Source organism: Nocardioides sp. CCNWLW239, from assembly GCF_037137035.1.
GTDB lineage: Bacteria > Actinomycetota > Actinomycetes > Propionibacteriales > Nocardioidaceae > Nocardioides.
Genome location: NZ_JBBBNW010000001.1, coordinates 1,064,892 through 1,090,359 on the forward strand (window position 1 = coordinate 1,064,892; position 25,468 = coordinate 1,090,359).

The 25,468-nt window shown below is 71.0% G+C and carries 24 protein-coding genes; 21 read left to right on the forward strand and 3 right to left on the reverse strand.

The genetic code is table 11. The features are described from left to right. Nucleotides 1–163 precede the first annotated feature (163 nt). On the forward strand, nucleotides 164–1,255 hold the full coding sequence (locus tag WBG06_RS05130) for a restriction endonuclease (protein ID WP_336735446.1): 1,092 nt from the start codon (nucleotides 164–166) through the stop codon (nucleotides 1,253–1,255). A 10-nt stretch (nucleotides 1,256–1,265) separates the two neighbouring features. Here the strand turns inward: WBG06_RS05130 and WBG06_RS05135 are convergent, their stop codons facing one another. Then, entirely contained in the window at nucleotides 1,266–1,979 is a 714-nt protein-coding gene (locus tag WBG06_RS05135) for an HNH endonuclease family protein (RefSeq protein WP_336735447.1), read from the reverse strand. A gap of 117 nt (nucleotides 1,980–2,096) precedes the next feature. Between WBG06_RS05135 and WBG06_RS05140 the strand changes: the two genes are divergently transcribed. Both WBG06_RS05140 and WBG06_RS05145 read left to right on the forward strand, forming a co-directional pair. After that, nucleotides 2,097–2,912 (forward strand): S-methyl-5'-thioadenosine phosphorylase, encoded by an 816-nt coding sequence (locus tag WBG06_RS05140; RefSeq protein ID WP_336735448.1) that lies wholly within the window; start codon nucleotides 2,097–2,099, stop codon nucleotides 2,910–2,912. Next, nucleotides 2,909–3,958 carry an NAD-dependent epimerase/dehydratase family protein gene (locus WBG06_RS05145; RefSeq protein WP_336735449.1) on the forward strand — a complete coding sequence of 350 codons (1,050 nt, stop codon included), beginning with the start codon at nucleotides 2,909–2,911 and terminating at the stop codon, nucleotides 3,956–3,958. Before WBG06_RS05140 ends, WBG06_RS05145 begins: the two co-directional genes overlap by 4 nt. A 21-nt stretch (nucleotides 3,959–3,979) precedes the next feature. On the opposite strand, the gene WBG06_RS05150 is transcribed toward WBG06_RS05145, so the two are convergent. After that, nucleotides 3,980–5,320, reverse strand: a complete 1,341-nt coding sequence (locus tag WBG06_RS05150) for a hypothetical protein (RefSeq protein WP_336735450.1) — start codon at nucleotides 5,318–5,320, stop codon at nucleotides 3,980–3,982. A 113-nt stretch (nucleotides 5,321–5,433) separates the two neighbouring features. Here WBG06_RS05150 and WBG06_RS05155 point away from each other — a divergent pair, with 113 nt between their 5' ends. From WBG06_RS05155 to WBG06_RS05185, 7 genes are read left to right on the forward strand one after another with little or no spacing between them, the layout of a single operon-like run. Then, the gene (locus WBG06_RS05155; protein WP_336735451.1) at nucleotides 5,434–6,150 is read left to right on the forward strand and encodes a glycosyltransferase family 2 protein; all 717 of its coding nucleotides are present in this window, start codon (nucleotides 5,434–5,436) and stop codon (nucleotides 6,148–6,150) included. Then, complete coding sequence (locus WBG06_RS05160) at nucleotides 6,147–6,863, forward strand: TIGR04282 family arsenosugar biosynthesis glycosyltransferase (protein ID WP_336735452.1); 717 nt, start codon at nucleotides 6,147–6,149, stop codon at nucleotides 6,861–6,863. Before WBG06_RS05155 ends, WBG06_RS05160 begins: the two co-directional genes overlap by 4 nt. After that, nucleotides 6,860–7,546 (forward strand): class I SAM-dependent methyltransferase, encoded by a 687-nt coding sequence (locus tag WBG06_RS05165; protein WP_336735453.1) that lies wholly within the window; start codon nucleotides 6,860–6,862, stop codon nucleotides 7,544–7,546. Before WBG06_RS05160 ends, WBG06_RS05165 begins: the two co-directional genes overlap by 4 nt. Next, nucleotides 7,546–8,688, forward strand: a complete 1,143-nt coding sequence (locus tag WBG06_RS05170; protein ID WP_336735454.1) for a molybdopterin-dependent oxidoreductase — start codon at nucleotides 7,546–7,548, stop codon at nucleotides 8,686–8,688. The genes WBG06_RS05165 and WBG06_RS05170 overlap by 1 nt, the downstream gene beginning before the upstream one ends. Further along, nucleotides 8,688–9,116 (forward strand): hypothetical protein, encoded by a 429-nt coding sequence (locus tag WBG06_RS05175; protein WP_336735455.1) that lies wholly within the window; start codon nucleotides 8,688–8,690, stop codon nucleotides 9,114–9,116. Before WBG06_RS05170 ends, WBG06_RS05175 begins: the two co-directional genes overlap by 1 nt. Nucleotides 9,117–9,120: 4 nt before the next feature. After that, nucleotides 9,121–9,807, forward strand: a complete 687-nt coding sequence (locus tag WBG06_RS05180; RefSeq protein WP_336735456.1) for a response regulator transcription factor — start codon at nucleotides 9,121–9,123, stop codon at nucleotides 9,805–9,807. Beyond that, the gene (locus WBG06_RS05185; RefSeq protein WP_336735457.1) at nucleotides 9,804–10,955 is read left to right on the forward strand and encodes a sensor histidine kinase; all 1,152 of its coding nucleotides are present in this window, start codon (nucleotides 9,804–9,806) and stop codon (nucleotides 10,953–10,955) included. The genes WBG06_RS05180 and WBG06_RS05185 overlap by 4 nt, the downstream gene beginning before the upstream one ends. Here WBG06_RS05185 and WBG06_RS05190 read toward each other — a convergent pair. Next, nucleotides 10,952–11,548 carry a PadR family transcriptional regulator gene (locus WBG06_RS05190; protein ID WP_336735458.1) on the reverse strand — a complete coding sequence of 199 codons (597 nt, stop codon included), beginning with the start codon at nucleotides 11,546–11,548 and terminating at the stop codon, nucleotides 10,952–10,954. The genes WBG06_RS05185 and WBG06_RS05190 overlap by 4 nt on opposite strands. A gap of 118 nt (nucleotides 11,549–11,666) precedes the next feature. On the opposite strand from WBG06_RS05190, the gene WBG06_RS05195 reads away from it, so the two are divergent. The 11 genes from WBG06_RS05195 (at nucleotide 11,667) to WBG06_RS05245 (ending at nucleotide 25,436) form a co-directional block, all read left to right on the forward strand. Continuing rightward, nucleotides 11,667–12,767 carry an aromatic ring-hydroxylating dioxygenase subunit alpha gene (locus tag WBG06_RS05195; protein WP_336735459.1) on the forward strand — a complete coding sequence of 367 codons (1,101 nt, stop codon included), beginning with the start codon at nucleotides 11,667–11,669 and terminating at the stop codon, nucleotides 12,765–12,767. Nucleotides 12,768–12,777: 10 nt separating this feature from the next. Next, a complete protein-coding gene (locus tag WBG06_RS05200; RefSeq protein ID WP_336735460.1) occupies nucleotides 12,778–13,791 on the forward strand; it encodes a PDR/VanB family oxidoreductase in 1,014 nt (337 codons plus the stop codon). A 25-nt stretch (nucleotides 13,792–13,816) separates the two neighbouring features. Continuing rightward, nucleotides 13,817–15,154: an MFS transporter gene (locus WBG06_RS05205; RefSeq protein WP_336735461.1), complete on the forward strand. Its 1,338-nt coding sequence runs from the start codon at nucleotides 13,817–13,819 to the stop codon at nucleotides 15,152–15,154. 135 nt (nucleotides 15,155–15,289) lie between these two features. Further along, a complete protein-coding gene (locus WBG06_RS05210; RefSeq protein ID WP_336735462.1) occupies nucleotides 15,290–16,504 on the forward strand; it encodes a PucR family transcriptional regulator in 1,215 nt (404 codons plus the stop codon). A 122-nt stretch (nucleotides 16,505–16,626) separates the two neighbouring features. Then, the gene (locus WBG06_RS05215; protein ID WP_336735463.1) at nucleotides 16,627–17,511 is read left to right on the forward strand and encodes a hypothetical protein; all 885 of its coding nucleotides are present in this window, start codon (nucleotides 16,627–16,629) and stop codon (nucleotides 17,509–17,511) included. Then, entirely contained in the window at nucleotides 17,511–19,286 is a 1,776-nt protein-coding gene (locus WBG06_RS05220; protein WP_336735464.1) for a GMC oxidoreductase, read from the forward strand. The genes WBG06_RS05215 and WBG06_RS05220 overlap by 1 nt, the downstream gene beginning before the upstream one ends. A 94-nt stretch (nucleotides 19,287–19,380) precedes the next feature. Further along, entirely contained in the window at nucleotides 19,381–19,959 is a 579-nt protein-coding gene (locus tag WBG06_RS05225) for a superoxide dismutase family protein (protein WP_336735465.1), read from the forward strand. A gap of 51 nt (nucleotides 19,960–20,010) precedes the next feature. Beyond that, nucleotides 20,011–20,499 (forward strand): nucleoside deaminase, encoded by a 489-nt coding sequence (locus WBG06_RS05230; protein WP_336735467.1) that lies wholly within the window; start codon nucleotides 20,011–20,013, stop codon nucleotides 20,497–20,499. A 70-nt stretch (nucleotides 20,500–20,569) separates the two neighbouring features. Continuing rightward, the gene (locus WBG06_RS05235; RefSeq protein ID WP_336735468.1) at nucleotides 20,570–21,175 is read left to right on the forward strand and encodes a TetR/AcrR family transcriptional regulator; all 606 of its coding nucleotides are present in this window, start codon (nucleotides 20,570–20,572) and stop codon (nucleotides 21,173–21,175) included. A gap of 82 nt (nucleotides 21,176–21,257) precedes the next feature. Beyond that, nucleotides 21,258–22,850, forward strand: a complete 1,593-nt coding sequence (locus tag WBG06_RS05240) for an MDR family MFS transporter (protein WP_336735469.1) — start codon at nucleotides 21,258–21,260, stop codon at nucleotides 22,848–22,850. Nucleotides 22,851–23,006: 156 nt separating this feature from the next. Continuing rightward, entirely contained in the window at nucleotides 23,007–25,436 is a 2,430-nt protein-coding gene (locus WBG06_RS05245; protein ID WP_336735470.1) for a DUF6351 family protein, read from the forward strand. Nucleotides 25,437–25,468 lie beyond the last annotated feature (32 nt).

Here is a 25,468-nt window from a genome sequence, read left to right on the forward strand (position 1 = left end):
CGCCGACAGTTCGCGGCCGATCCGCCAGGAGCGAACACCGGCACCCGAATCACCACCCCGCCGGACAGGACGTGCGCCTCGGGCCTATCATCCTCCCCGACTCGATCGGGCAGGGAGGCCCGAGGGAGGCCGCGCGAAGCGCGGATCGAGGAAGGACCCTGGTTTGGCACCCCCGAGGCAACCCCGAACGGGCGAAGAAGCCGAGAAGTACGCCGCGGAGCATCTGCGATCCCTCGGCTGGCCGGACGCTGCACCCTCGGGCAGCACCGCGGCCGCCGACGTCGACATCATCGGCGGTCGGCCGGACAACGTCATCGTCGCGCAGGTCGTGCTCACCCGTGCCCCGACCGATGCGCGCAGCGTCTGTGCCGTACGCGGTGCGGCCTACGCCTACGACGCCCGGACGGTCGCGCTCTTCAGCCGAGCCGGCTACGCCCTGGACGCGGTCGAGTGGGCCGACAAGGTCCGGGTGGCGCTGTTCGAGTTCGCCGCCGACGGCTCGATCCGTCCGCACGGGAAGCACGCCGCCGAACTGGTCACCACCGCCACCGCACCGGCCCCGGCGCTCGGCCGGGCTCCCGAACCGGCTCCCGGCCGCCACCTCGACTCCCCGCGCACCGGTGCCTTCACCTTCACCGCGAAGATCCCCGTGGTCCGGCCGCGCCGGAAGACAGGCGACAAGCCCGTCGATAAGCCCGCCGAGAAGGCGGTCGAGCAGCTCCTCGAGCAGGTCTCCTCGGACGTCACCCTGGACGTCGCACCCGAACCCGCCCCGGTGTCCGTCGCGAAGATCGCCGGTCCGTTGACCGGCCAGATCCCCGCCAACACCACCACCTACATCGTCTCGGGACCCGCGCCGACCGCCCAGACCCCCCACCCCGGCTCCGCTTCCACCATGAGCATCCCCAAGGCGCCCACCCCGCCCTCCGACGAGCGCTGGGTCCCCGACGGTCTGGGCCCGATCCTGGACGCGATCGCCCGCGCCGAGCGACTGCCGGTGGCACTCGTCCTGGGCTCGGATCAACGGGCCGAGTGGGTGCGGCAGACCTTCCAGGTCGGCACGATCACGGTGACCGACGAGAGCGTGCTCCCGATGCTGCTCTCGCTGGTGACGGGCCGGGAGTCGCAATACGCCAACGGCGAGTCCTACCACAAGGTCGGCGGCCTCAAGCCGCAAGGAGAGCGAGCCCTGGAGTCCTGGCGGGCGTGGGCGGCCTACGACCGCGCGATGGCCGCCTACCGCCGCGCGGTCTGAGGTCACGCGCTCAGCAGTAGCCCAGCATCTCGCCGAGCGCCCGTCGCTCGCTGTCATCGATCGCGAGCGACCAGTGCGCCTTGGTCTCGATCCAGCGGGTGGCGTACGCACACTGGAACGCCTTCCGCGGACGCCAGCCCGCGGGGTCGTCGTCGCTCTTGCTCATGTTGGTCGGACCGTCGACGGCGAGGAGATTGTCGAGGTCGTTGGCGAACGCACGACGCCGCTCGGCCTCCCACTCGCTCGCTCCGGAGCGCCACGCCTCCGCGAGCGGTACGACGTGGTCGATCTGGATCGCCTGGGCCTGCCGAGGCTCCTTCAGGTCGGTGAAGGCCAGCCGCCGCCCGGTGTAGGGGTCGATCCACGTCCCGGCGATGACGTCGTGGTCGCACCGCCCCTGGGGCCGGGTCCGCACCTCGACGGCGTCGCGAAGCAGCACGTCGTCGCGCTGGTTACACCCGTTGCCGTCGCTGTCGGTCCAGCTCCCACCGAACACCGAGCGCTCGTACGCAGCCACCCCCACCGGCCGCCTCGCGACCGTCGCCAGCGAGGCCAGGTCACCGCGCACCGCGCGCACGTCGACCGGCCTTGCCGCCGAAGAGGTCTCCGCAGGAGGCGGCGCATGCCCGGCCCCCGGTGCCTCGTCGGGCAGCCATGACGAGACCGCCCAGCCGACGAGCGCCAGCAGGACGATCAGCGCTCCGAGCGACGTACGTCTTCCCACGGCAACGCATTGTGCCTGCGACCACCGACACCGAACCGCGTCCGCCAGGTATTACCGATCGGTGACGGATGCGCCGGGTGCTGTCGGCGGGGGACGTCGCGCTGGCACAGTGAACCCATGACTGCGTTGGACAGTGGACAGAGACCTCACGCCGAGGTCGGCGTGATCGGCGGGACCGGGCTCTACGAGTTCTTGACCGATGCCGAGGAGGTGCCGGTCACGACCCCCTACGGTGACCCTTCCGCGCCCGTCACGGTCGGCACGGTCGCCGGCCGGTCGGTGGCTTTCGTGCCCCGTCACGGCCGCTCGCACGAATACCCGCCGCACGCCATCCCCTATCGCGCCAACCTCTGGGCGCTGAGGTCGTTGGGCGTGACCCAGGTGCTCTCCCCCAGCGCCGTCGGCGGGCTCCGGCCCGATGCCGTCGCCACCGGCGACCTGGTCACCCCCGACCAGCTCGTCGACCGCACCTGGCGCCGGATCCCGAGCTATGTGGAGACGGGTGCCACCCACGTACCTCTGGCCGACCCCTACTGCACCCGGATCGCCAAGGCCTACGTGGCTGCCGACCCGTCTGTGAAGACCGGCGGCACGCTCGTCGTGATCGAGGGTCCTCGGTTCTCGACCCGCGCGGAGTCGATCCACCATGCCGCGCAGGGCTGGACGCTGGTCGGGATGACCGGCGCCCCGGAGGCGGCGCTCGCCCGCGAGCTGCGGATGTGTTACGCGCCGTTGTGCCTGGTCACCGACATGGACGCGGGCGCAGCCGAGGGTGAGGGCGTCGACGAGGACGACGTCTACGCGCTCTTCGCCGCCAACCTGGAGCGGATGCGGACCGTCCTCGCCGACACGATCGAGGGCCTGCCCGATCCCGCCGGCTGCTCCTGCTCGACCTGGGCCGAGGGCAAGCAGCTCGCCTACGAGGTCCCATGAGGGTCCTGCTGACCGGGTCCGCCGGTTTCATCGGCACCGCGATCGGCCGGGTCCTGGAGGATGCCGGCCACGAGGTCGTACGCGTCGATGTGCTGCTGCCGATGGCCCACGGCGAGGCCGCCGAGGCGCCGCCCGGGACGAACCTCCTCGACGTCCGCGACGCCGGCGGCTGGGGCGACCTGCTGGACGGCATCGACGCGGTGTGCCACCAGGCCGCGGTCGTCGGTGCCGGGGTGACCGTGGCCGATCTCCCGCTGTACGCCGCGCACAACGACCTCGGCACCGCCGCGCTCCTGGCCGCGATGAGCGAGCACGGGGTCTCCCGGCTGGTCTTCGCGTCCTCGATGGTCGTCTACGGCGAGGGCCGCTACGTCTGCCGCAACCACGGCGACAGGGTCCCGCCGCCGCGCTCGCGGGCCGCGCTCGACTCCGGCGACTTCGAGAACCACTGCGACATCTGCGGCGGTGCCCTCACCTGGGCCGCGGTGGCCGAGACCGCCCGACTCGACCCCCGCAGCTCGTACGCAGCCAGCAAGGTCGCCCAGGAGCACTACGCCTCCGCCTGGGCGCGTCAGGCTGACGCGACGGCGATCGCGTTGCGCTACCACAACGTCTACGGACCGCACATGCCTGCGGACACGCCCTACTCCGGGGTCGCCGCGATCTTCCGCTCCTCGCTCGAGCGGGGTGAGTCACCGCAGGTATTCGAGGACGGTGGCCAGCAGCGCGACTTCGTCCACGTCGACGACGTCGCGCGCGCCAACCTGGCGGCGCTCGAGGCGACCTCCGAGCGGCCACGCGGGGCGATGGCCGCCTACAACGTCGCCTCCGGGCACCCGATCACGATCAGCGAGGTGGCGGCGCTGGTCGCGCGCGGCACCGGCCGGTCCGAGCTGGCGCCGGAGGTCACCGGCCGCTACCGGATCGGCGACGTACGCCATGTCGTCGCCTCCCCGGAGCTCGCGGAGAGGGAGCTCGGCTTCCGCGCCGAGGTGCTGCCGGAGACCGGCCTTCCCGCCTTCGCCACCGCGCCCCTGCGGTCCTGAGATCCGTGCCGGGCCGGCGGGTCACCAGCTCGTGTAGAGGAGGTGCTGGACGAGCAGGGCGGTGACGAGCTGGAGGGCCAGGCCGGGGCGGCGCCAGCGGTCGGGCAGGAGAGCACAGCCGAGGGTCAGCCAGGGGATGAAGGGGAGCCAGATGCGTTCCACCTCGGCCCGGCTCATCTGGGAGGCGTCCGCGAGGGCGACCATGACGATCGCGGCCGCGACCAGGACGACGATCACCCGGTCGGCCCGGTCGGCCCGGTCGCGGCGGGCCGCCCAGGTGGCGCCGAGACCGGCGCCGACGAGCGGACCGGCGCTGATCGCGAGCGCGGCCAGATTTCCCCAGGTCCAATAGGCGCCCGGGCGCTGGTGCGCGATCCCGTCCCAGTACCGCTCGACCAGCACCGGATAGGCGTCCCACCAGGCGAAGCCGCCGGCGGCGAAGGTGAGCACCACGGCGAGCGCCGACGCCGCCGCGACCGGCAGCACCCACCAGCCTCGCCCGAGCCAGAGCACCGCAAGGGCGAGCACGCCGGTGAGCGGAAGGCCATACGACATCATCACGACGTAGCCGAGGAGCAGCCCGGTCAGGACCGCCCACGGCCAGCCCCGACCGGCCCCCGCCCGGCAGGCGAGGGCCAGGCAGCACATCCCCCAGGCGACGGCGACCGCCATCACCGCATCGGCCGAGACCGCCAGGAACACCGCGCTCGGCGACAGGACCAGGTAGGGCGCCGCAGCCCGCGCTGCGTCCTCGGCACCGAGAGCACGGACCGTCGTCATGACCGCCAGGGGCAGCGTCGCGGCGATCACCGTGACGACGACGCCTGCCGCCAGATCCCCGCCGAGACCCACCTTCACCAGGAGGACGAAGAAGAGCACCATCCCGGGCGGGTGCCCGGCGATGTGGACCGGCCAGTTCCCCGCCGGGGCGTCGTAGGGGATCCGCGAGACGTATTCCTGCAGCAGCCCCGGGACGTCGTCGACCGACCTGGCCGTCTCCAGGTATTCGGTCGGGTTGCCCAGCACCCGGGACAGGCCGTCGGGGCCGTCGACCAGGGCCAGCGCCAGAAGCCACACCAGCCCGGCGGCGTACGCGACCAGGAGCAGGCGTCGCCACGGCAGCCGCCTCGCCAGCGGGTCGGCCCAGCGCAGCGCTGCGAACGCCAGCAGGACTGCCGGGAGCGTCCCGATACCCAGCTTGACCTGCGGATATCCGTGGAGCGGCGCGAACGTGCCGTCATCGAGATGCACCCGTGGCCACACCTGCCAGTCGAACAGCGGCGGCACGAGCACCGCCGCCACGACGAGGGCGGCCGTGACGACGAGACCCACCACGGCGGCTCGGTGAGCTGAGGAGTTCACGAAGGCGAGCGTAGGTCCGAGACGGCTCGATGACCGCCCGCGCACGGGGCCTGTCATCGGACCGTAAGATCTGCGGGCCCCGTCGGCGGCGACTCGTTCCTAGAGTCGATCGCATGGCCGAGACCATCCCCGAGACCAGCCCTGAAACAGGGCCCGAGACGGGGCCCGAGACAGGGCCCGACACCGACCTCGTGCTGCCCTGCCGCAACGAGGCCGCGGCTCTTCGCGAGCTGCTCCCGCGCGTGCCGGCGGCGCTCTCCGTGATCGTCGTCGACAACGGCTCCACGGACGGCACCGCCGACGTCGCCCGCGCTCAGGGGGCGCGGGTGGTGTCCGAGTCGCGGCCGGGGTACGGGGCTGCGGTGCACGCCGGGCTGCTGGCCGCCACCGCGCCCTACGTCGTGGTGATGGACGGCGACGGTTCCTTCGATCCCCTCGACGCACTCTCCCTGGTCGAGCCGATCCGGCGGGACGAGGCCGACCTGACGCTCGGCTGCCGCCGCCCGGTGACCGCCGGCGCGCAGCCGTGGCACGCCAAGGCCGGCAACCGGTTCGTCCTGAGCGCGCTGCGGCGCCGCACCGGCCTGCGCGTGCGCGACATCGCTCCGATGCGAGCGGCCCGCCGTGAGGCGCTCCTCGGCCTCGGCGTGGAGGACCGGCGGTCGGGCTATCCGGTCGAGCTCCTCGACCGCGCGGGCCGGGCCGGCTGGCGGGTCCACGAGATCGATGTCGACTACCACCCCCGGACCGCCGGGACGCGGTCGAAGGTCTCGGGTTCCGTGCGGGGCAGCCTGGTCGCGGCGTACGACTTCTGGCGGGTGCTCTCATGAGCCCGTCGACGCCTCCGACACTCCTCCTCGTCGCCAAGGCGCCGGTGCCCGGCCTGGTGAAGACCCGGCTCGCGGCCGACGTCGGCGACGAGGTCGCCGCCACCGTCGCCGCCGCCGCGCTGCTGGACACGATCGACGCATGCACGCTGGCCGTGGGGCCGGACAGGTGCCGGCTGGCCTTCTCCGGAGATCTCGTCGCGGCGTTCCGGGCGGACGAGATCGACACGGCGGCCACCAGCTGGACCCTCACCCCGCAGCGCGGGAACGGCCTGGGTGAGCGGCTCGCGAACGCCCACTCCGAGGTCGCTGGACCGGTCGTGCAGATCGGCATGGACACGCCCCAGGTGACGCCGGCCGGGTTGCTCGCCGTCGCCCGCGGCCTGGAGACGGCCGATGCCGTGCTCGCCCCCGCCGAGGACGGCGGCTGGTGGGCGCTCGCTCTCCGCGACCCGTCCGCTGCCCGCGTGCTGCGCGACGTGCCCATGTCCACCCCCGAGACGTACGCAGCCACCCGCTCGGCCCTCCAAGCGCTTGGTCTCCGCGTCACCGCCGGCGACCGCCTCCGCGACGTCGACCACCTCGCTGACGTCGCCCCCGTCGCCGCGACCGCTCCGAACACCCGGTTCGCCGCGATCGCGACCGAGATCGCCACCAGGACCGCCGACCAGGTCGCCGCTCCGTTCACCGTCCGGACCGCGAGGACGTACCGATGACCGCCGTAGCGGCCGAGTCCGTGTTCGCACACGTCTTCGCCAGCGAGTCGTGCCGGGTGGTGCGCGTGGACGGACGCGCGAGCCGGCTCCCCGTCGAGGACTGGACCCGTCACGCGGACGCCGCCGATCTCGCACTGCTCTCCCACTGCGTCGGACCGACGGTCGACCTCGGCTGCGGTCCCGGCAGGCTGACGGCGGCGCTCGCTGCCCGCGGCCTGCCGTCCCTGGGCGTCGATGTCGTGCCCGAGGCCGTCGCCGAGACCGAGGCCCGCGGCGGCCGTGCGGTGTGCCGCGACCTGTTCGAGCCTCTGCCCGGCGAGGGCTGGTGGACGACCGCTCTCCTCGCCGACGGCAACGTCGGGATCGGCGGGGACCCGCTCGCCCTGCTCGCCCGCGTACGCCGGCTGCTGGTCCCGGGCGGCCGAGTGGTCGCCGAGGTGCATCCACCCGGGACCTCGAGCGGACCGCTGCTGGCAGAGCTGGTCTGCGACTGCGGCGGGACCTCGCAGTTCCCGTGGGCTGTCGTCGGCGCCGACATGATCGGTACTGTCGCGGCGGAGGCCGGGTTGTCGGTGAAGCGGCTCGAGCGACTCCCCCGGCAGGCTGCGCGACCGCGGCGTGCGCCCGCAACCCTCACGCCGACCGGCGACCGCTGGGTCGCCGTGCTCGTGGAGCGTGCCTGATGAGGATCCCCTCGGAGAACTCGTTCACCTCCCGCCTGCGGAGCGCCGCGGTCGCGGCCCGCGTGGGTCTGTGGCTCGGGATCTGCTTCCTGATCGCGCTCGTGACCGGCCTGATCAGCCACTACGCCCAGCTCGACCACCAGCCGGTGCCGCTCCCGGCCGGTCCGTCGCGGCTCTACCAGCTCACCCAGGGCCTGCACGTCGTCGCCGGCACCGCCGCGATCCCGCTCCTGCTGGTCAAGCTGTGGGCCGTCTTTCCCAAGCTCTTCCAGCCGGTGCCGCGGCAGGTCCGCGAGGCGCTGCCGACCGCGCTGGAACGCGGCTCCATCGCCGTCCTGGTCAGCACCTCGCTGGTCCAGCTCGCCACCGGGGTGCTCAACGTCGCCCAGTGGTATCCCTGGGGTTTCAGCTTCCGGAGCACCCACTACGCGCTGGCCTTCGTCGCCGTCGGGGCCCTGCTGATCCACATCGCGGTGAAGCTTCCGGTCGTACGCGAGGCCCTCACCGGTGACATCGACGACACCGCCCACGACCGGCCGGCCGCACGCCGGCCGGGGCCGGTCAGCCGACGCGGAGTGCTGGTGCTCGCCGGCGCGTCGGCGCTGACCACCGCCTTCCTCTACACCGCCGGCACCGTCCCCGGCGTCGGCCGCATCGCCGCCCTGTCCCCGCGGTCACGCAAGCACGGCATCCCGATCAACCGGACCGCTCACTCGGCCGGCGTGGTGGCTGCGGCGAGCAGCTCGGCCTACCGCCTCGAGGTCGTCCACGGCGGCACGACCCGGTCCCTGACCCGCGCCGACCTGGCCGCGATGGAGCAGCGCACCTGCACCCTGCCGATCGCCTGCGTCGAGGGGTGGAGCGCGACGGGCGACTGGGGCGGCGTACGCCTCCGGGACCTGCTCGACCTGGTCGGCGCCCCACGCGGCCGAGAGGTGCGGGTCCGGTCGATCCAGACCTTCAGCGCCTCGGCGGACACCGTGCTCCCGCCGAACTTCGCCGACGACGACCGGACGCTGATGGCTCTCGTGCTCGATGGCGAGACGCTCTCGATGGATCACGGCTACCCCGTGCGGCTGATCGCTCCCGACCGTCCCGGGGTCATGCAGACCAAGTGGGTCTCCCGGATCGAGGTGCTCTGATGCGAGGGATCCGCGGAGGGCTGATCCTGGTCGGGACGGTCGGGATGGCGTACGGAGCCTGGCTGCTGGTGAGCAGGCAGGACCTCGGCCAGATCGTCGAGGTCGTGGTCTGGCTGGCGGCGGCGGTCGTGATCCATGACGGGATCCTGGCGCCGGCGGTGCTGGCGCTGGGGTGGTTCGGCGGGCGGCTGCTGCCCCGGGCCGTCGCTCGCGGAGCGGTGACGGTGCTGGTGCTGCTCGGGCCGGCGATCCTGGTGGCGATCCCGGTCCTCGGCCGGTTCGGGGCGAAGCCGGACAACCCGACCCTGCTGGACCGCGACTACGCCGAGGGCCTGCTGGTCGTCGCGATCCTCTGCGTGTGCGCCGGTGTCGCGGTCGCGCTCGGCGAACTACGCTCACGACAACCCGTCCGTGCGAGCGAGGAGTAGACCGATGGCACGTGTCCTCGTGGTCGACGACGACCTCACGGTTCGCGAGGTGCTCGCTTCCTACCTGCGCGCCGGCTCGCACGACGTCGTCGAGGCCGGTGACGGCGAGCAGGCGCTGCGCGCCATGAGCGAGCGTCCCGCTGACATCGTCATCCTCGATCTGATGCTGCCCGGCATCGACGGCCTGGAGGTGTGCCGGAGGTTGCGGCAGGCCAGCGAGGTGCCGATCATCATGCTCACCGCGCTCGGCAGCGAGGCCGACCGGATCATGGGGCTCGAGCTGGGTGCCGACGACTATGTCGGCAAGCCGTTCAGCCCGCGCGAGCTGGTCCTCCGCGTCGACTCGGTGCTCAAGCGCACCGGTCACTCCGACGAGGGCGGCGTCGTCTCCGACGGCACCCTCGTCGTCGACGCCGACCGGCGGGTGGCGACCGACGCCGGGAGCGAGCTGTCGTTGACCACCCGTGAGTTCGACCTGCTGCGTTACCTGATCACCCATCCCGGCAAGGCATTCACCCGGGAGGACCTGCTCGAGCACGTCTGGGGGTGGACGATCGGCGACCGCTCGACAGTCACCGTCCACGTACGCCGGCTGCGGGAGAAGATCGAGTCCGACCCGACCCGGCCGGAGCGGCTGGTCACGGTCTGGGGCGTCGGCTACCGCTGGGAACCCGCGGAGGTGGGTGCATGAAGCTCGCCGATGCTGTGCTGATCGCCCTCGTCGCGGCGGGTTCCGGACTCGCCGTCGGCCTGGTCGGGCTCCTGGTCGCCTGGGCGACGCGACGTTGGTCGATCCGCTGGCAGCTCACCCTGGTCGCCGCGGTCGCCGTGCTGACGGTGTTCGGCGGCGTGCTCGGGATCGCGTGGATGATGTTCCTCTCCGGCCACGACCTGCTGGTCATCACCGTGGTCACCTCGATCGCGGTGGTGGTGGCGATCCTGGTCGCGTTCGTGATCGGCTCCGCGATGGTCCGCTGGTCGGGCGCGGTCCAGCAGCAGGCCCGCGAGATGGCGCTCGGAGGTCATCAGCAACCCGCGGAGAGCGGGCCGCGCGAGCTCCGGGTGCTGTCGGCCGAGCTCGCCGAGACCCAGCGACGGCTCGAGGAGGCGCGCACGAGAGAGGCCCGGCTCGAGGAGTCGCGCCGCGAGCTGATCTCCTGGGTCGCCCACGACCTGCGTACGCCGCTGGCCGGGTTGCGGGCGATGGCGGAGGCCCTCGAGGACGGGATCGCCGCCGACCCGCACCGTTACCACCAGCGCATCCGCGTCGAGGTCGAGCGACTGGCCCGGCTCGTCGACGACCTCTTCGAGCTCTCCCGGATCCAGGCCGGCGCTCTCACCCTGACGCCCGAGCCGGTGCTGCTCGGTGACCTGGTCAGCGAGGCGCTGGCCGGCGCCGACCCGGTGGCCCGGGAGCGGCAGGTGCGGCTCGGCGGGCAGGTCGAGGACGGCCTGGAGATCACCGCCGACCCCGCCAGTCTCTCCCGGGTCGTCTCCAACCTGCTGATGAACGCGATCCGCCACACTCCTGCCGACGGCACGGTCGAGGTCCACTGCGAGACGGCCCCCGGGGACGTACGCAGCATCGATCTCAGCGTCAGCGACGCCTGCGGCGGCCTGGACCCCGGCGACATGGAGCGCGTCTTCGACCTCGGCTGGCAGGGCAGCTCAGCGCGCACTCCGGCCGCGCCCGAGGGCGCCGACGGCACCAGCGCCCAGGGCGCCGGGTTCGGCCTCGCCATCGTCAAGGGCCTCGTCGACGCCCACCGCGGCAGAGTCTGGGTGGAGAACCTTCCGGCCGCGACCGGCTGCCGGTTCCACGTACGCCTGCCGGTCTAGGACTCGACGGTGGAGCCTTCCAGCTCGTCGACGAGCAGGAGGCCGCGCTCGGCCCAGGCGACCGCTGCGCGGGCCTGGTCGATCAGGCCGTCGTAGGCGAAGATCTTGTAGCGCACGATCCGGTCCCACTGGCTGGCGTCGTAGTGCTCGAGCCGACGTGCCAGCGTGGGGTGGCTGCGGTCGACGAGCGTGGCCCGGGTGGCCTCGAGCATCGCCAGATGCTCGGTCCAGTAGTCGCGGAACTGCTCCAACTCAGCGTGCGCGGCGCCGGGCTCGGCCCACTCCAGATAGGCCGCCTTGAGATAGGCCGGCTCTCGCTGCCGACGGATCTCGATGGGCGAGTCCATCCACTCCCGGAAGGCCTGCACGCCGGCCTCCGTGACGGCGTACTCCTTCTTCGTGCCCTTCTTGCCCCACGGCACGACCGCGGACTCGAGCAGACCGTCGCGCTCCATCCGGTTGAGCTCGGGATAGATCTGCGAGTCGGGGGCGTGCCACACGTGGGCGACCGACTGGCTGAAGTGTTTGGAGACGTCGTAGCCGGTCATCGGGCGCGAGGTGAGCAGCGCCAGCAACGCGAACCTGAGCGACATCCGTGCCCCCCTCTCCCGCACCGTTCCGGTGGCGCGAGCGTATCCGACTCTTGCCACTCACTATATAGATAGGTAGTTTGTGACGAGCACAACACCTATCTCCATAGGGAGTTTCCTCATGACCGTCCTGGATTCCCCGCCGACCACCGCGGCAGCCAAGATCTTCAACTTCCCCCGCAACGCCTGGTACGTCGCCGCCTGGGACCACGAGGTGACCGCGAAGCAGCCGCTCGCGCGCACCATTGCCGGCGTCCCGCTGGCACTGTGGCGCAACAGCGACGGCCGCGCGGTCGCCCTGGCCGACGCCTGCTGGCACCGGCTCGCACCGCTGTCGAAGGGGAAGGTGCTCGGCGACGAGATCCAGTGCCCCTACCACGGCCTGCGCTACAACTCCGCCGGTCGCTGCACCGGCATGCCCGCGCAGGAGACGATCAACCCGAGCGCGGTCGTGCCGTCCTACCCGGTCGTCGAGCGCTACCGCTACGTGTGGGTCTGGGTGGGCGACCCCGACCTCGCCGACCCCGGCACCGTCCCGGACATGCACCAGATGGACTCCCCCGACTGGGCCGGCGACGGCGAGACGATCTACGCGCCGTGCAACTACCAGCTGGTGCTCGACAACCTGATGGACCTCACCCACGAGGAGTTCGTGCACAGCTCGAGCATCGGGCAGGAGGAGCTCTCCGAGGCGGAGTTCGAGGTGAGCCACTCCGACCGCGGCGTGACGGTGACCCGCTGGATGCGCGACATCGACCCGCCCCCGTTCTGGCTGAAGAACATGCGCGACAAGTTCCCCGGCTTCACGGGCAAGGTCGACCGCTGGCAGATCATCCACTTCGAGGCGCCGTCGACGATCCGCATCGACGTCGGCGTCGCCAAGGCCGGCACCGGCGCTCCCGAGGGCGACCGCAGCCAGGGCGTGAACGGCTACGTGATGAACACGATCGCCCCGGAGACCGCGCGGACCTCGCACTACTTCTGGGCCTTCATGCGCAACTACCGCCTGGACAGCCAGACCATCACGACCCAGCTGCGTCAGGGCGTGCACGGGGTCTTCGGCGAGGACGAGGACATGCTCGCGGCCCAGCAGCAGGCGATCGACGCCAACCCGGACCACGAGTTCTACAGCCTCAACATCGACGCCGGCGGCATGTGGGTACGCCGGATCCTGGACCGCATGCTGCAGGCGGAGGGTCTCCCCGCCGCGGCCGCGAAGTGAGGCAGCGACCATGGCAGTGAACACCCAGACCTGGTGGCAGCAGGGCCGTGTCGTCGAGGCCGACGACCTCGCCGACGGCGTACGCCGCATCGTGCTCGCCCCCGACCGCCCCGTCCACGCCGCCCCCGGCACCCATGTCGACCTCCGGCTCGACCTCGACGGACACACCCGGAAGCGCTCCTACTCGGTCGTACGCTCCGAGGACGGCGGCCGCCGGCTCACCCTCGGCGTCCAGCTGGCCCCGAGCTCGCGCGGCGGGTCCCGCCACATGCACGGGCTCTGTGTCGGGGACGTGGTCGAGATGACCGGCCCCGTCCAGAGCTTCCCGCTCGGGGTCGGCGCCGACCGCTACGTGCTCGTCGCCGGCGGCATCGGCGTCACCGCCCTGGTGGCGATGGCCGACACCCTGCGCCGTCGCGGCGCCGACTACACCCTCGTCCTCGCCGGGCGGCGGCGCGCGGTGATGGCCTACCTCGACGAGCTCGTCGAGGTGCACGGCGACCGCGTGCGGGTGTTCGTCGACGACGAGGACGTACGCCTCGATGTCGCCGAGCTGGTCGGCGAGATCGCCGGCTCCCCGGGGGCGGCGCGGACCGAGATGTACATGTGCGGCCCGATCCGGCTGATGGACGCGATCCGCCGCGCCTGGGCGACCCACGAGCTGCCCGAGCCCAACCTGCGGTTCGAGACGTTCGGCAGCAGCGGCGCCTGGGCGGCCGAGGACTTCGTCGTGCACCTCCCCCAGCTCGGCCGCTCCGTCCGCGTCGGCAAGGACAGCTCCATGCTCGACGCGCTCGAGGACGCCGGCGTCGACGTGATGTGGGACTGCCGCAAGGGCGAGTGCGGGATCTGCCAGGTCAAGGTCCTCGACGTCAGCGGCCGGATCGACCACCGCGACGTCTTCCTGAGCCAGCAGCAGAAGGAGACGTACGCGTCCTTGTGCCTCTGCGTCGCCCGTGCCGCCCGCGGCGAGTCGGGGTCGGGCTCGGCCGACCCCGCCGCCGTGACCCTCCACCTTCCGTGAACCCCCACCCCGAAAGAGACCCGAGATGAACCTTCGTGCGCGCATCGACGCCGCCGCGATGACTCCCTACCAGTGGATGGTCGTCGCCCTCTGCGTCCTGCTGAACTGTCTGGACGGATTCGACGTCATGGCGATGGCCTTCACGGCCTCCTCGCTCACCGAGGAGTTCGCGCTGAGCGGCTCGGAGCTCGGTGTGCTGCTGAGCGCCGGCCTGGTCGGCATGGCCGTCGGCTCGCTGGCACTGGCCCCCGTCGCCGACGTCATCGGCCGCCGGCCGCTGATCCTGGTCAGCGTCGGCCTGGCGACCGTCGGCATGCTGCTCTCCGCGGCCGCCCCGTCCGCTCTGCTGCTCGGCCTCGCCCGGGTCGTCACCGGCCTCGGCGTCGGCGGCATCCTGGCCAGCACCAACGTGATCGCCAGCGAGTACGCCTCGGCGCGCTGGCGCGGCCTGGCGATCGGCCTCTACACCGCGGGCTACGGCATCGGCGCCACCCTCGGCGGCGTGGCCGCCCGGGCCATGCTCGCCGACCTCGGCTGGCGAAGCGTCTTCGTCGCCGGCGGCGTCGCGACCGGGATCGCGCTGGTGCTCCTGGTCGTCCTGCTGCCGGAGTCGGTGGACTTCCTGGTCCAGCGTCGGCCGCGCCAGGCCGTCGAGCGGATCAACCGGATCCTCGGACGGCTCGGCCAGGCCGCCATCACCTCGGACTCGCTCGGATCCGCACCCGCGGCGACCGCCCGGCGTCGCAACGGCAACCCGGGCGTGCTCCTGAGTGCTGATCTGCGCCGCTCCACCCTGCTCATCTGGGTGGCGTTCCTCGCCACGATGTTCGGCTTCTACTTCGTCAACAGCTGGACCCCGCAGCTGCTGGTGACCTCGGGGATGTCCGAGGCGGACGCGGTCACCGCCGGCATGATGCTGGCGCTGGGCGGCACCGCCGGGTCGGTGCTCTACGGCCTCATCGCGTCCCGGCTGGACAGCCGCCTGGTCCTGATCGGCTTCACGGTGCTCTCCGCGCTGGCGATGGTCGTCTTCATCACCAGCACGTCGCTGCTCACCGTCGCGCTGATCATCGGCGTGGTCGTCGGAGCACTCATCAACGGCTGCATCGCCGGCCTCTACACGATCACCCCGGGCGTCTACGGCACCGAGATCCGCAGCACCGGCATGGGCTGGGCGATCGGCATCGGCCGCATCGGGGCCATCCTGTCGCCGATGCTCGCCGGCCGCCTGCTCGACGCCTCCTGGACCCCCGTCAACCTGTACGTCGGCGCCGCCGTCGTGGTCGCCGTCTCTGCCGTCGCGCTGGCCTTCCTGCGGACCGGACGAGCCCAGCAGACCGTTCCCGAGGTGGCTTCGGCCTGAGGGATCGGCTGACGGAATCGGCCCGCCCCAGCTACAGCCAGGGCGGGCCGAAACTGTGACGTCGGCCATACCCCCCTGTGCATCCAGCACAAAGATCGTCTCCGATCCGGACGCCGCGTTGATACCCTCCGACACATGTCCCCCCAGCGCGCCGGTGACTCGCGACTCTCGCCGGTCCCACAACCTTTGGCGATCACCCGAGCGCTGGCCGAACGACTTCTGCCGCGGGCCGACGAGCTCGGAACGGTGCTGCGAGACACCCTGCAGGCCAAGGACGAGCGCTACGCGACCACCAACCAGATCACGGCCGAGGAGCTGCTGCGGTCCTGTCGCGAGAACATGCTGCGCTCCCTCCAGTCGCTCGCCGACCAGGTTCCACCGGGCGTGAACGTCTTCGACGCCGCCCAGACCACCGCGCGACGCCGGGCGGACGCCGGGTTCCCGCTCGAGTCACTGCTGCACGCCTACCGCCTCGGCACCGAGGTGATCTGGGCCGCGCTCCTCGATGAGGCCCGCTCCCGGGCGCCCGAGATGCTGGACGAGCTCCTGGACAGCGCCGTCCAGGTCATGCAGCTCATCGACCTGATGTCGACGGCCGCCGCCGACGAATACCGAACACGCGAGCTCGAGGCCGAGCGACGCAACACCGAACGCAGGCAGGCGATCCTCGACGGGCTCCTGGAGGGTCGTGCCGCAGAGCCCGGGTTCGTCGCCGAGGCCATGCGGATCCTGGAGCTGACCTCGCACAACCGGATCGTGGTCGTGGTGATACGGCACCGCGCACTGCCGACCGGGACTCCGCCATCGCCGGGGTCATCTCTCGCCGCTGCGGGGTTCCGGTCCGAGTGGCGCCTGCGTGCGGACCGCGAGGTCGGGATCGTCGATCTGGGGCAGTCGACGGTCCCGCAGCTGGTCATACGCCTGAGGTCGATCGTCGACGGTTGGGCCGGCGTCTCGCAGGAGACGGTGGGCCTGGCCGACGTGCTCACCGAGTTCCGGATGGCCGAGCTGGTCCTGGCGAGCCTGCCTACCGACAAGCCGGGCGTCGCCGCTCTCACCGAGAGGCTCCCCGAGGTGCTGGTGGCCGCGAACCGTCCGATCGCGGCCCGGATCCGGGCACGCGCCCTGGGCGATCTGCTCACCATTCCCCTCGACAAGCAGGAGTCGCTACTCGAGACGCTGGACCACTGGTTCGCCAGCAACCGGTCCACCTCCGAGACCGCCGCCAAGATGCACTGCCACCGCAACACCGTGGTCTACCGCCTCAAGCAGATCGAGGAGCTGACCGGTTGCCGCCTCGATGATGGCCGCGACCAGCTGTTGCTCCGGCTGGCTCTGCTCACCTCCTGAACGAGTCCCACAAACTGTGCCCCAGCACAGTTCCTCACCGGCGAACTCTGTGCGTGTCGCTGATGCCGGCGGCCCGGATCCGGTGGCAACGTGAGACCGCACCTAGCTCGGAGGTTTGTGTCATGGGGACACCGCAAGTCGATCGTCGTTTCTTTCTGACCCGCGTCGGGGTGCTGGGCGCCCTGGCCGCAGCCGGCACCGCGGTGCCGGGGGTCGCCAGGGCCGTCACCACAGGACCAGCCGACCCACTGGTCGGCGTGGTCTCCAAGCTGCTGGCCGAGCTCGCCCGCGACACTCTCAACGGGCTCGCGGTCTTCGTCGTACCCGGTCCCGATGGCTATTCCAGGACCCAGGGCACGCCGCGATCAGAGCCGGGGGCGATGGAGGCGAAGACTCCGGACTTCCTGATCGAGTCGCTCGACAACTACGTGCCGATGCCGGACACGATCGCCGCCGCCGTCGGCCGGGCGCTCGCCAACGGTCTCGCCGACGTGCCGATCGTGGTGCCGAACGGCCTCCCGCTGGTTCCCAACGCACTGCTCGCCGACCTCGACGACGTGATCAAGCTGCTGCTCCGCAACGACGCAGCGCTCCCGCTGTCCGCGGTGATCGCCCTGCTGCTCAACACCCAGGCGGTCCGAGTCGATCCCACCTCGGCGGCCGGGCCGCACCTGTCCCCGTTCTCCCGCCTGTCGTTCGCGAAGAAGGCCGAGGTCTTCGAGCTCCTCGAGCAGGCCGACCCGCAGCTCGTCGGCTCGATCGACCGTGAGCTTCCCGAACCGCTGAAGGGCACGACCTCGGGGATCCTGCAGTTCATCGCCGGTGCCCTGCTGGAGTTCTCCGCCTTCGGGACGTTCTGCGAGTGGTCCACGTTCGACGCCGAGCGGCTCACCGTCTCCAGGCGCCCCGTCGGCTGGGATCTGGCGAAGTACGACCCCGGGAGCATGGACGGCTGGGACGAATTCAAGGGCTACTACCAGGGACGACAGAAAGTGAGTGCCCGCTGATGCGCGACGTGATCATCATCGGTGCCGGTGGCGGCGGCGCGGTCGCCGCCAAGGAGCTCGCCGCTCAGGGGCTCGACGTACTCGTCATCGAGGGCGGCCCGCGGCACGCCAAGCCCCGCGAGCAGTGGAGCCGGCTGGAGAACGACGCCAACAACCCGCTGACCGGATACCTCCGGGTCGGGCAGGAGGACCGCTCCAAGCCCGCGGCCTACCGCGAGCTCCCGCAGAACTCCTTCCTGTGGCAGGTCTCCGGGGTCGGCGGCACGACGCAGCACTACTTCGGCAACAGCCCGCGGGCCTACCCCGGCGTCTTCGCCGGGTACGACGGCCCCGACGCGGCCCTCTACGACGTCGAGCACCTCTTCCCCTACTCCTACGCCGAGATGGTGCCCTACTACGAGTGGGTCGAGACGACGCTGCCCGTGCAGACGGCCGCCGTGGGCACCAAGGAGTCCGTCTACCTGCGGGGCTGCGAGACCCTCGGCCTCCCGGTCCAGAAGACGAAGACGACGCTCGAGGCGTCCTACCGCCCGCAGGAGAACGCGATCCTCCAGCCGGGAGGCACCGCCGGCAGGACGAACGACGCCAACCTGCTGAAGTTCCCGCAGGCGACCGGCTGCACCTTCTGCGGCCACTGCTTCCAGGGCTGTGCGTCGCCCGCCGGCGCGCCCCGCAACCTGGCCGCCAAGCGGTCCACCGACAACAGCTACATGCCGATGGCGCTCACCGCCGAGACGTGGGCATCTGGCGGAAAGGCCGTCGAGCTGGTCACCGACGCGACGGTCACCAAGATCCGTACCGAAGACGTACGCGGCGAGCTGACCGCCACCGGCGTCACCTGGCTCGACAACCCGACCGGCATGGTGCACACCGAGGACGCGAAGGTCGTGGTGATGTCCGGTGGGGCCGTGGAGAACCCCCGGCTGTGGTTCAACAGCGACCTGCCCAACCCCAACGACTGGGTCGGGCGTGGGTTCACCGACCACTACCTGGACTGGACCTTCGGTCTCTTCGACGAGAACGTCGGCAGCTCGAAGGGACCGGCTTCCGCGGCCCGCACCGACTACCCGGGCTACGGCATGAACATGAACGTCGGCCTGATGCCCGGCATCGAGGCGTTCACGATGACCTTCTCCGACAGCGGCATCCGGGGCCAGTACACCAACGGACGCGGGCTGACCGGCCCCTGGGACGGCACGACCGGCCGACTGCTCGGCCCCGAGCTGAAGGACGTGCTCGCCCACGGGCTCGACAACATCCTCAACGTGGTCAGCATCGTCGACGACGACGTCTCGCCGATCAACCGCGTCACCCTGTCCGCCCTGCCGGCCGACGAGAACGGGCCGATCCCGAAGGTCCGGTTCGACAACCGGCACCGCACCGCCCGCAGCCGACGCAACCGGGAGTTCCTCGCCCGCGAGGCCGCCAAGCTGCTGAAGGGGGCCGGCGCGAAGAAGGTCTACCGGATGGACTGGCCCGCCCTTCCCCTGCACGTCCACTCGACGATGCGGATGGGCGACTCCGCGAAGGACTCGGTGGTCGACCACAGCGGTGAGACCCGGGCGGTGAAACGGCTCTTCGTCGCCGACAACTCCGCGCTGCCGAACTCGGTGGGCGGCCCCAACCCGACGCTGACCATGCAGGCGATGGTCACCCGGATCAGCGAGCACATCGTGACCCGCTACTTCGACGGCGAGGCCTGGGTCGCGAAGGGCGCACCGGTCCTCTCGACCGACCCGCGGATCTCCCGTCGGCTCACCGAGCTCGGGCTCTGACATCTGCTCACGACTCGTGGTGCCGGTGCTCGAACAGAGCCCGGCGCCACGAGTACGTTGGGAGTGACCGGATCCGTTCTCGTGGAGGTATCCCATGTCCCGTCGTGCAACAGCCGCAGCACTCGCAGCCTGCGGCCTGCTGACCCTTGCCGCCTGCGGGGAGTCGGATCCCGACGACCGCAACGAGGTGAACGCGAAGCTCGTCGACCCGGACGGGAAGCGGGTCGGGACCGTGGAGATCGACGAGGACGACGGGACCACCCAGGTCAGCGTGCGGGTGAGCGGGCTCGAGGCCGGCTACCACGGCTTCCACGTGCACACCACCGGCAAGTGCGAGGCCGACAGCCCCTCCCCCGACGACCCCGCCAAGACGGGAGACTTCCTCTCCGCCGGCGGCCACCTCAACCCCGACGACAGCGCCCACGGCGAGCATCTCGGCGACCTGCCTGCCCTCCTCGTGAACGACGACGGCAGCGCCGAGCTGGAGTTCGCCGGCCCGTTCACGCTCGACGATCTGCGTGACGACGACGGCAGCGCGGTCATGATCCATGCCGGCCGGGACAACTACGCCAACGTCCCGGAGCGCTATGCGCCTCAGGGTCCCGACGAGGACACCACGAAGACCGGCGATGCCGGTGACCGGATCGCCTGCGCCGTGATCGAGCCCCGCTGACCGTCGGCGAAATGGCGGGACGTACGCAGCACCTGCCTGCAGACTGGGAAGGTGACCACCGACCTCACCGCGACCGACATGACCCACCTGCGCCGCTGCCTGGAGCTGGCCGCGGAAGCGCTGGCGGACGGTGACGGACCGTTCGGGTCCGTCCTGGCCGACAGCGCCGGCAACGCGCTCCGCGAGGACCGCAACCGTGAGACGTCGACGGGCGACCCGACCGCTCACCCCGAGTTCGCGCTCGCCCGCTGGGCAGCGATGAACCTCGACCCGGAGACGTGCGCCGGGGCGACGGTCTACACCTCGGGAGAGCACTGTCCGATGTGCTCGGCAGCGCAGGGCTGGGCGGGCGTCGGCCGAGTCGTCTACATCGCCTCCTCCGAGCAGCTGACGCAGTGGCGGGCCGGCTGGGGAGCGGGTGAGTCACCGGTGCGGTCGCTGCCGATCCAGGAGGTGGCCCCGGCGGTCGAGGTGGTCGGTCCCGTTCCGGAGCTGGTCGAGGAGATCCGCGCGCTCCACCAGGCGGCCGCCGGCGCCTGACCGCCGGTGTTACCACCAGCACACCTTTATTGCATTGACTGCAACTTGCAGTCACTGCAAGAATAGTGCGGTGACCTCCTCTCCCCTGCCTTCGAGCGCCCGCGCGCGCCAGAAGCGGGAGCGTCGGCTGGCGCTGATCGAGGCCGCTCAGCGGCTGGTCGGCGAGCGAGGGCTCGATGATGTCACCGTCGAGGAGATCAGCTCGGCGGCAGGGTTGTCGACGCGTACGTTCTTCAACTACTTCGACTCCAAGGACGACGCGGTTCTCGGGATCCAGGAGATCGACCTGGACCCAGGCGTGCGCGCCCAGTTCACCGCCGGCGGGCCCTCGGGACGGATGATGAGCGACCTGGAGGCGCTGGTCGCCGGCTTCCTCACCAACGCCGCTCCCAACATCGAGCAGGGCGAGCGCGCGATGCGGCTGATGATGTCCGAACCGCGGCTGGTGCAGCGGCACATCGCCTGGCACCAGCGTGTCATCGGCGAGCTCGAGGAGCTGCTCGCCGAGCGACGCAAGGCGCGGCCCTCCCCTGTCGACGACGACACGATCGGGATGGTCGCCGGACTGCTGATGCGGTCCAGCGCGCTCGCCTGGGCGCGCTCCGATTACGAAGGCGATGCGGCCGCGCACCTGCCCGAGGCGGTCGCCCAGCTCCGCCTGCTCCTCGACGACTGAACCGTCCACCTCTCGGGACTCTCACGTCACACGGGACCCGTGTGTCATCACCTCTTCACCACCTGCCTGGAAGGTCCAACACATGAGTCACACGGTCGCGCCCGACGCGCCCGACAAGCCGCTGATCGTGCTCACACCGCGCACGATCTGGCTGATCTTCGGGGCCCTGATGGCCTCGATGTTCCTCTCCTCCCTCGACCAGACGATCGTGAGCACCGCGATGCCGACGATCGTCGGGGAGCTCGACGGGGTCGAGCACCAGGGGTGGGTGATCACCTCCTACATCATGGCGATCGCGATCGTGATGCCGCTGTACGGGAAGTTCGGTGACCTGTGGGGTCGGCGCTGGCCGTTCCTGGTGGCCGTCGCACTGTTCACGCTCGGCTCGCTCTTCGGCGGCATGGCGCAGACGTTCCCCGAGCTGGTCGCGGCCCGCGGCCTCCAGGGCCTCGGTGGTGGCGGGCTGATGATCCTGTCCCAGGCGATCATCGCCGACATCGTGCCCGCCTCCGAGCGCGGCAAGTACATGGGTCCGATGGGCGCACTCTTCGGCATCTCCGCGGTCATCGGGCCGCTCCTCGGCGGCTGGCTCACCGACGGTCCGGGCTGGCGCTGGACCTTCTGGATCAACGTACCGATCGGCATCATCGCGTTCATCGTGGCCTGGTACGCCCTGAAGCTGCCCTCGCACCGGTCCAACCGACCCGTCGACTGGCTGGGGATCTTGTTCATGGTCCTCTCCACCTGCGGCATCGTGCTGCTGACCTCGTGGGAGTCGCTCGGCCACGACGGCTACGACTGGTCCTCGCCGCAGCTGCTCGGCCTGCTCGTCGGCACCCTCGCCTCGGTCGCCGCCTTCATCGTCGCCGAGACCCTTGCCCCGGAGCCGCTGATCCCGCTGCGCCTCTTCAAGAACCCCACCTTCACCGTGACCACGCTGATCGGTCTGGTGCTCGGGATGGGGATGTTCTCGGCGATGGCGATGCTGCCGACCTTCCTGCAGATGTCGACCGGCGCGTCGATCACGGGCTCCGGGCTGATGATGCTGCCGATGATGGCCGGCATGATGCTCACCGCGATCGGCTCGGGTATCGCGATCTCCAAGACGGGTCGCTACAAGATCTTCCCGATCGTCGGCCTGGTCATCACCGCGGCCGGCATCGCCTGGATGACCACGATCACGGGCGACATGTCGATGGTCGTCTTCGGTCTGATGATCTTCGTCCTCGGCGCCGGGATGGGCCTGGTCATGCAGACCATCGTCCTGGCCGTCCAGAACGCCGTCGACCCGCACGAGCTGGGCACCGCGACGTCCGCGAACAACTTCTTCCGGGAGATCGGCGCGACCGTCGGCACGGCGCTGTTCACGACGGTGTTCACCACGCGGCTGACCGACAACTTCGAGGGGCTGGCGGCGAAGATGTCCGCCGCCGGACTCATGCCCGCCGACGGCGCCGGGTTCTCCGGCGGAAGCCTCACCCCTGCCGCTGTCGACCAGCTGCCCGAGCCGATCCACGGCTGGGTCGTCGACGCCTTCACCGAGGCGCTCGCGCCGGCCTTCTGGTACCTCGTACCACTGGTTCTCCTCGGTCTTGCGCTCGCGCTGTTCCTCAAGGAGGTCAAGCTCTCCGACGAGGCCGGCATGGTCGCCCGCGGGGAGGCGGTCGCCGGCTGAGGCGTCCCTCGAGAGGGTGTCTGACCAGTGAGTTTCTGCTGGTCAGACACCCTCTTTCTGGTGAGGTCTCTTGACGCTCCGAGGGGCAGCGGGCATTCTCCTTGTCACCGCGAGCGTCTACTCGAGGGACGTGCGCAGTTCTCGGAAAGGCACGTCATGCCCGTTCGCGCCCTGCCCCTCTCGATCGCGACGGTGTCCGCTCTCGTCGCGAGCCTCCTGCTCGGTGTGACGCCGGCATCAGCGGCTCCCGCGCCGGACGAGGACATCGTCCTGGAGACGCTCTCCAACCGGGCCGACCTCGTCTTCGACGGCAACGCGCTGGTCCGGGTCACGCTCCCCGAGGGGGCAGACCCAGATGACCTGCGGGTGTGGCTCGGCGACACCCGCCACTCGTCTCCCCGCACGGGCGACCGCGACGTCACCGCTGCCTTCGCCGAGCGACCCGACGGCGAGGTCGAGGGCGTCGTACGCGGCCTGCGGATCGGGGCCAACGAGCTGACCGCCCGCCTGCCCGACGGTCGCGGAGCCTGGCTCACGATCACCAACCACCCGCGCGGCGGGCCGATCTTCTCCGGGCCGCAGCTGCAGCCGTGGCGCTGCCAGCCGACCGCGACGGACGCGCAGTGCAACCAGGAGCCGACGATCAGCTGGCTCTACAAATCGACAAATCCACTGCTCGACGGGCTCCGGCCATACGATCCGGCGAACCCGCCCGGTGACGTCGCCACCACGACCACCGACGAGGGCGTGACGGTGCCGTTCGTCGTCCGGGTGGAGACCGGCTACCAGAACCGCGACCAATACCGGATCGCCGTGCTCTGGCAGCCGGGCAAGCCGTGGCGACGCTGGCGCCCGCAGCAGCAGTGGAACAACAAGCTGTTCGTCCCGCACGGCGGCAGCTGCGGGGTCGACCACGAGACCGGGACCGCGCCGACCACCGACTACGCCGGCACCTTCGACCTCGGCATCCCGGTCGTCGCTGATGCCCTCGGCGACAGCCCGACCGTCGCCCTGGGCCGCGGTTTCGCGATGCTCTCGACCGCGCTGGCCAACACCGGCCACAACTGCAGCGTGCCCAGTGCCGCCGAGTCGCTGATGATGGCCAAGGAGCATCTCGTCGAGACGTACGGCGACCTGCGCTACACGATCGGCAGCGGCTGCTCCGGCGGCTCGATCGCGCAGCAGACGATCGCGAACGCCTATCCGGGGATCTACCAGGGACTGGTCGTCACCTGCTCCTACCCCGACTCGCTCTCGCCGGGGCTGCAGTTCTCCGACTACCACCTGCTCCGCAAATACTTCGAGAGCTCCCAGCGGCTCACCGACGGAAAGTTCTGGAACCCGCTGCAGTGGGCGGCGGTCGAGGGTCACCTGCTGCCGCTCAACGCGGTCACCGCCGACGAGGGCCTGTTCAAGCAGGCGGTCATGCCGACACACCCGTGCGCCGGGGTCAGCGACCAGGAGCGCTACGACCCCGCGACGAACCCCGGCGGCGTACGCTGCTCGATCATCGACGGCTCGATCAACGTCTTCGGCCCCCGGCCGGAGAGCGTGTGGACGCCTCAGGAGAAGCAGATCGGGCGTGGCTTCGCGGGCTCGCCGCTGGACAACACCGGCGTGCAGTACGGCCTCGAGGCGCTCCGCTCCGGAGCGATCACGCCCGAGCAGTTCGTCGACGTGAACGAGAAGGTCGGTGGGCTCGACATCGACATCCAGCCGCGGAAGCAGCGCTCGGTCGCCGACCCGACGGCGCTCACCAACGCCTATCGCAGCGGGATGGTCAACACCGCCAGCAACCTGTCCGAGGTGGCGATCATCGACCACGGTGGACCGGATCCCGGCCTCGCGCACGACGCCCGCTGGGCGTGGGCGATGCGTGACCGGCTGACGCGGGAGCAGGGGCACGCCGACAACCAGGTGATCTGGTACGGCGTGACGCCGCTCATCGGCGACCCGAGCTACTCCGAGGAGGCGCTGCTCGCGATGGATCGGTGGCTGTCTGCCGTCGAGGCCGACGAGCGCACGGTGGCGCTCGCCGACAAGATCGTCCAGGACCGCCCCGGTGACCTGCACGACCGGTGCACCCAGGCCCAGGGCGTCTCCAGCGAGGACGGCCTGTTCCTGCCGGTCGCCGACCCGCTGGTGGACGACCTGACCGGCGGCGCGCTCGACGGCCTGAACGGCGCCGTCGACCCGGTCCTGGATCCCGCGCTCAACCTCGTCGTCGACCCGGTCTCGGATCTGGTCTGCGGGCTCGGGCCGGTCAGCGACCTGGTCAAGACCGACTTCGCGACACCACGGATCGTGGCCGGGGACAACAACTACTCCGACAACGCCACGTGCCACCTGAAGCCGTTGCGTCGCACCGACGACTACGGCGCCTTCGGCTTCACCGATGCGCAGTGGGCGCGGCTGGAGGCCGCCTTTCCCGGCGGGGTGTGCGACTACAGCAAGCCCGGGGTGGGCTTCACCGAGACGGTCCCGTGGCTGACCTATCAGCGCGCCGACGGATCCGTCGTCTACGGAGGTACGCCGATGGGGCAGGCGCCGCAGTCGGCGCCGTTCGGTGCCCCGGACGACAATTGACCGGCGCCACCGATGGGGTCGAGGCTAAAGTC

Bases quoted from the DNA above. Each gene is read 5' to 3' on its own strand.
- WBG06_RS05140 (WP_336735448.1), top strand. From the start codon at position 2,097: ATGACTGCGTTGGACAGTGGACAGAGACCTCACGCCGAGGTCGGCGTG.
- WBG06_RS05145 (WP_336735449.1), top strand. From the start codon at position 2,909: ATGAGGGTCCTGCTGACCGGGTCCGCCGGTTTCATCGGCACCGCGATC.
- WBG06_RS05155 (WP_336735451.1), top strand. From the start codon at position 5,434: ATGGCCGAGACCATCCCCGAGACCAGCCCTGAAACAGGGCCCGAGACG.
- WBG06_RS05160 (WP_336735452.1), top strand. From the start codon at position 6,147: ATGAGCCCGTCGACGCCTCCGACACTCCTCCTCGTCGCCAAGGCGCCG.
- WBG06_RS05165 (WP_336735453.1), top strand. From the start codon at position 6,860: ATGACCGCCGTAGCGGCCGAGTCCGTGTTCGCACACGTCTTCGCCAGC.
- WBG06_RS05170 (WP_336735454.1), top strand. From the start codon at position 7,546: ATGAGGATCCCCTCGGAGAACTCGTTCACCTCCCGCCTGCGGAGCGCC.
- WBG06_RS05175 (WP_336735455.1), top strand. From the start codon at position 8,688: ATGCGAGGGATCCGCGGAGGGCTGATCCTGGTCGGGACGGTCGGGATG.
- WBG06_RS05180 (WP_336735456.1), top strand. From the start codon at position 9,121: ATGGCACGTGTCCTCGTGGTCGACGACGACCTCACGGTTCGCGAGGTG.
- WBG06_RS05185 (WP_336735457.1), top strand. From the start codon at position 9,804: ATGAAGCTCGCCGATGCTGTGCTGATCGCCCTCGTCGCGGCGGGTTCC.
- WBG06_RS05190 (WP_336735458.1), bottom strand. From the start codon at position 11,548: ATGTCGCTCAGGTTCGCGTTGCTGGCGCTGCTCACCTCGCGCCCGATG.
- WBG06_RS05195 (WP_336735459.1), top strand. From the start codon at position 11,667: ATGACCGTCCTGGATTCCCCGCCGACCACCGCGGCAGCCAAGATCTTC.
- WBG06_RS05200 (WP_336735460.1), top strand. From the start codon at position 12,778: ATGGCAGTGAACACCCAGACCTGGTGGCAGCAGGGCCGTGTCGTCGAG.
- WBG06_RS05205 (WP_336735461.1), top strand. From the start codon at position 13,817: ATGAACCTTCGTGCGCGCATCGACGCCGCCGCGATGACTCCCTACCAG.
- WBG06_RS05210 (WP_336735462.1), top strand. From the start codon at position 15,290: ATGTCCCCCCAGCGCGCCGGTGACTCGCGACTCTCGCCGGTCCCACAA.
- WBG06_RS05215 (WP_336735463.1), top strand. From the start codon at position 16,627: ATGGGGACACCGCAAGTCGATCGTCGTTTCTTTCTGACCCGCGTCGGG.
- WBG06_RS05220 (WP_336735464.1), top strand. From the start codon at position 17,511: ATGCGCGACGTGATCATCATCGGTGCCGGTGGCGGCGGCGCGGTCGCC.
- WBG06_RS05225 (WP_336735465.1), top strand. From the start codon at position 19,381: ATGTCCCGTCGTGCAACAGCCGCAGCACTCGCAGCCTGCGGCCTGCTG.
- WBG06_RS05240 (WP_336735469.1), top strand. From the start codon at position 21,258: ATGAGTCACACGGTCGCGCCCGACGCGCCCGACAAGCCGCTGATCGTG.
- WBG06_RS05245 (WP_336735470.1), top strand. From the start codon at position 23,007: ATGCCCGTTCGCGCCCTGCCCCTCTCGATCGCGACGGTGTCCGCTCTC.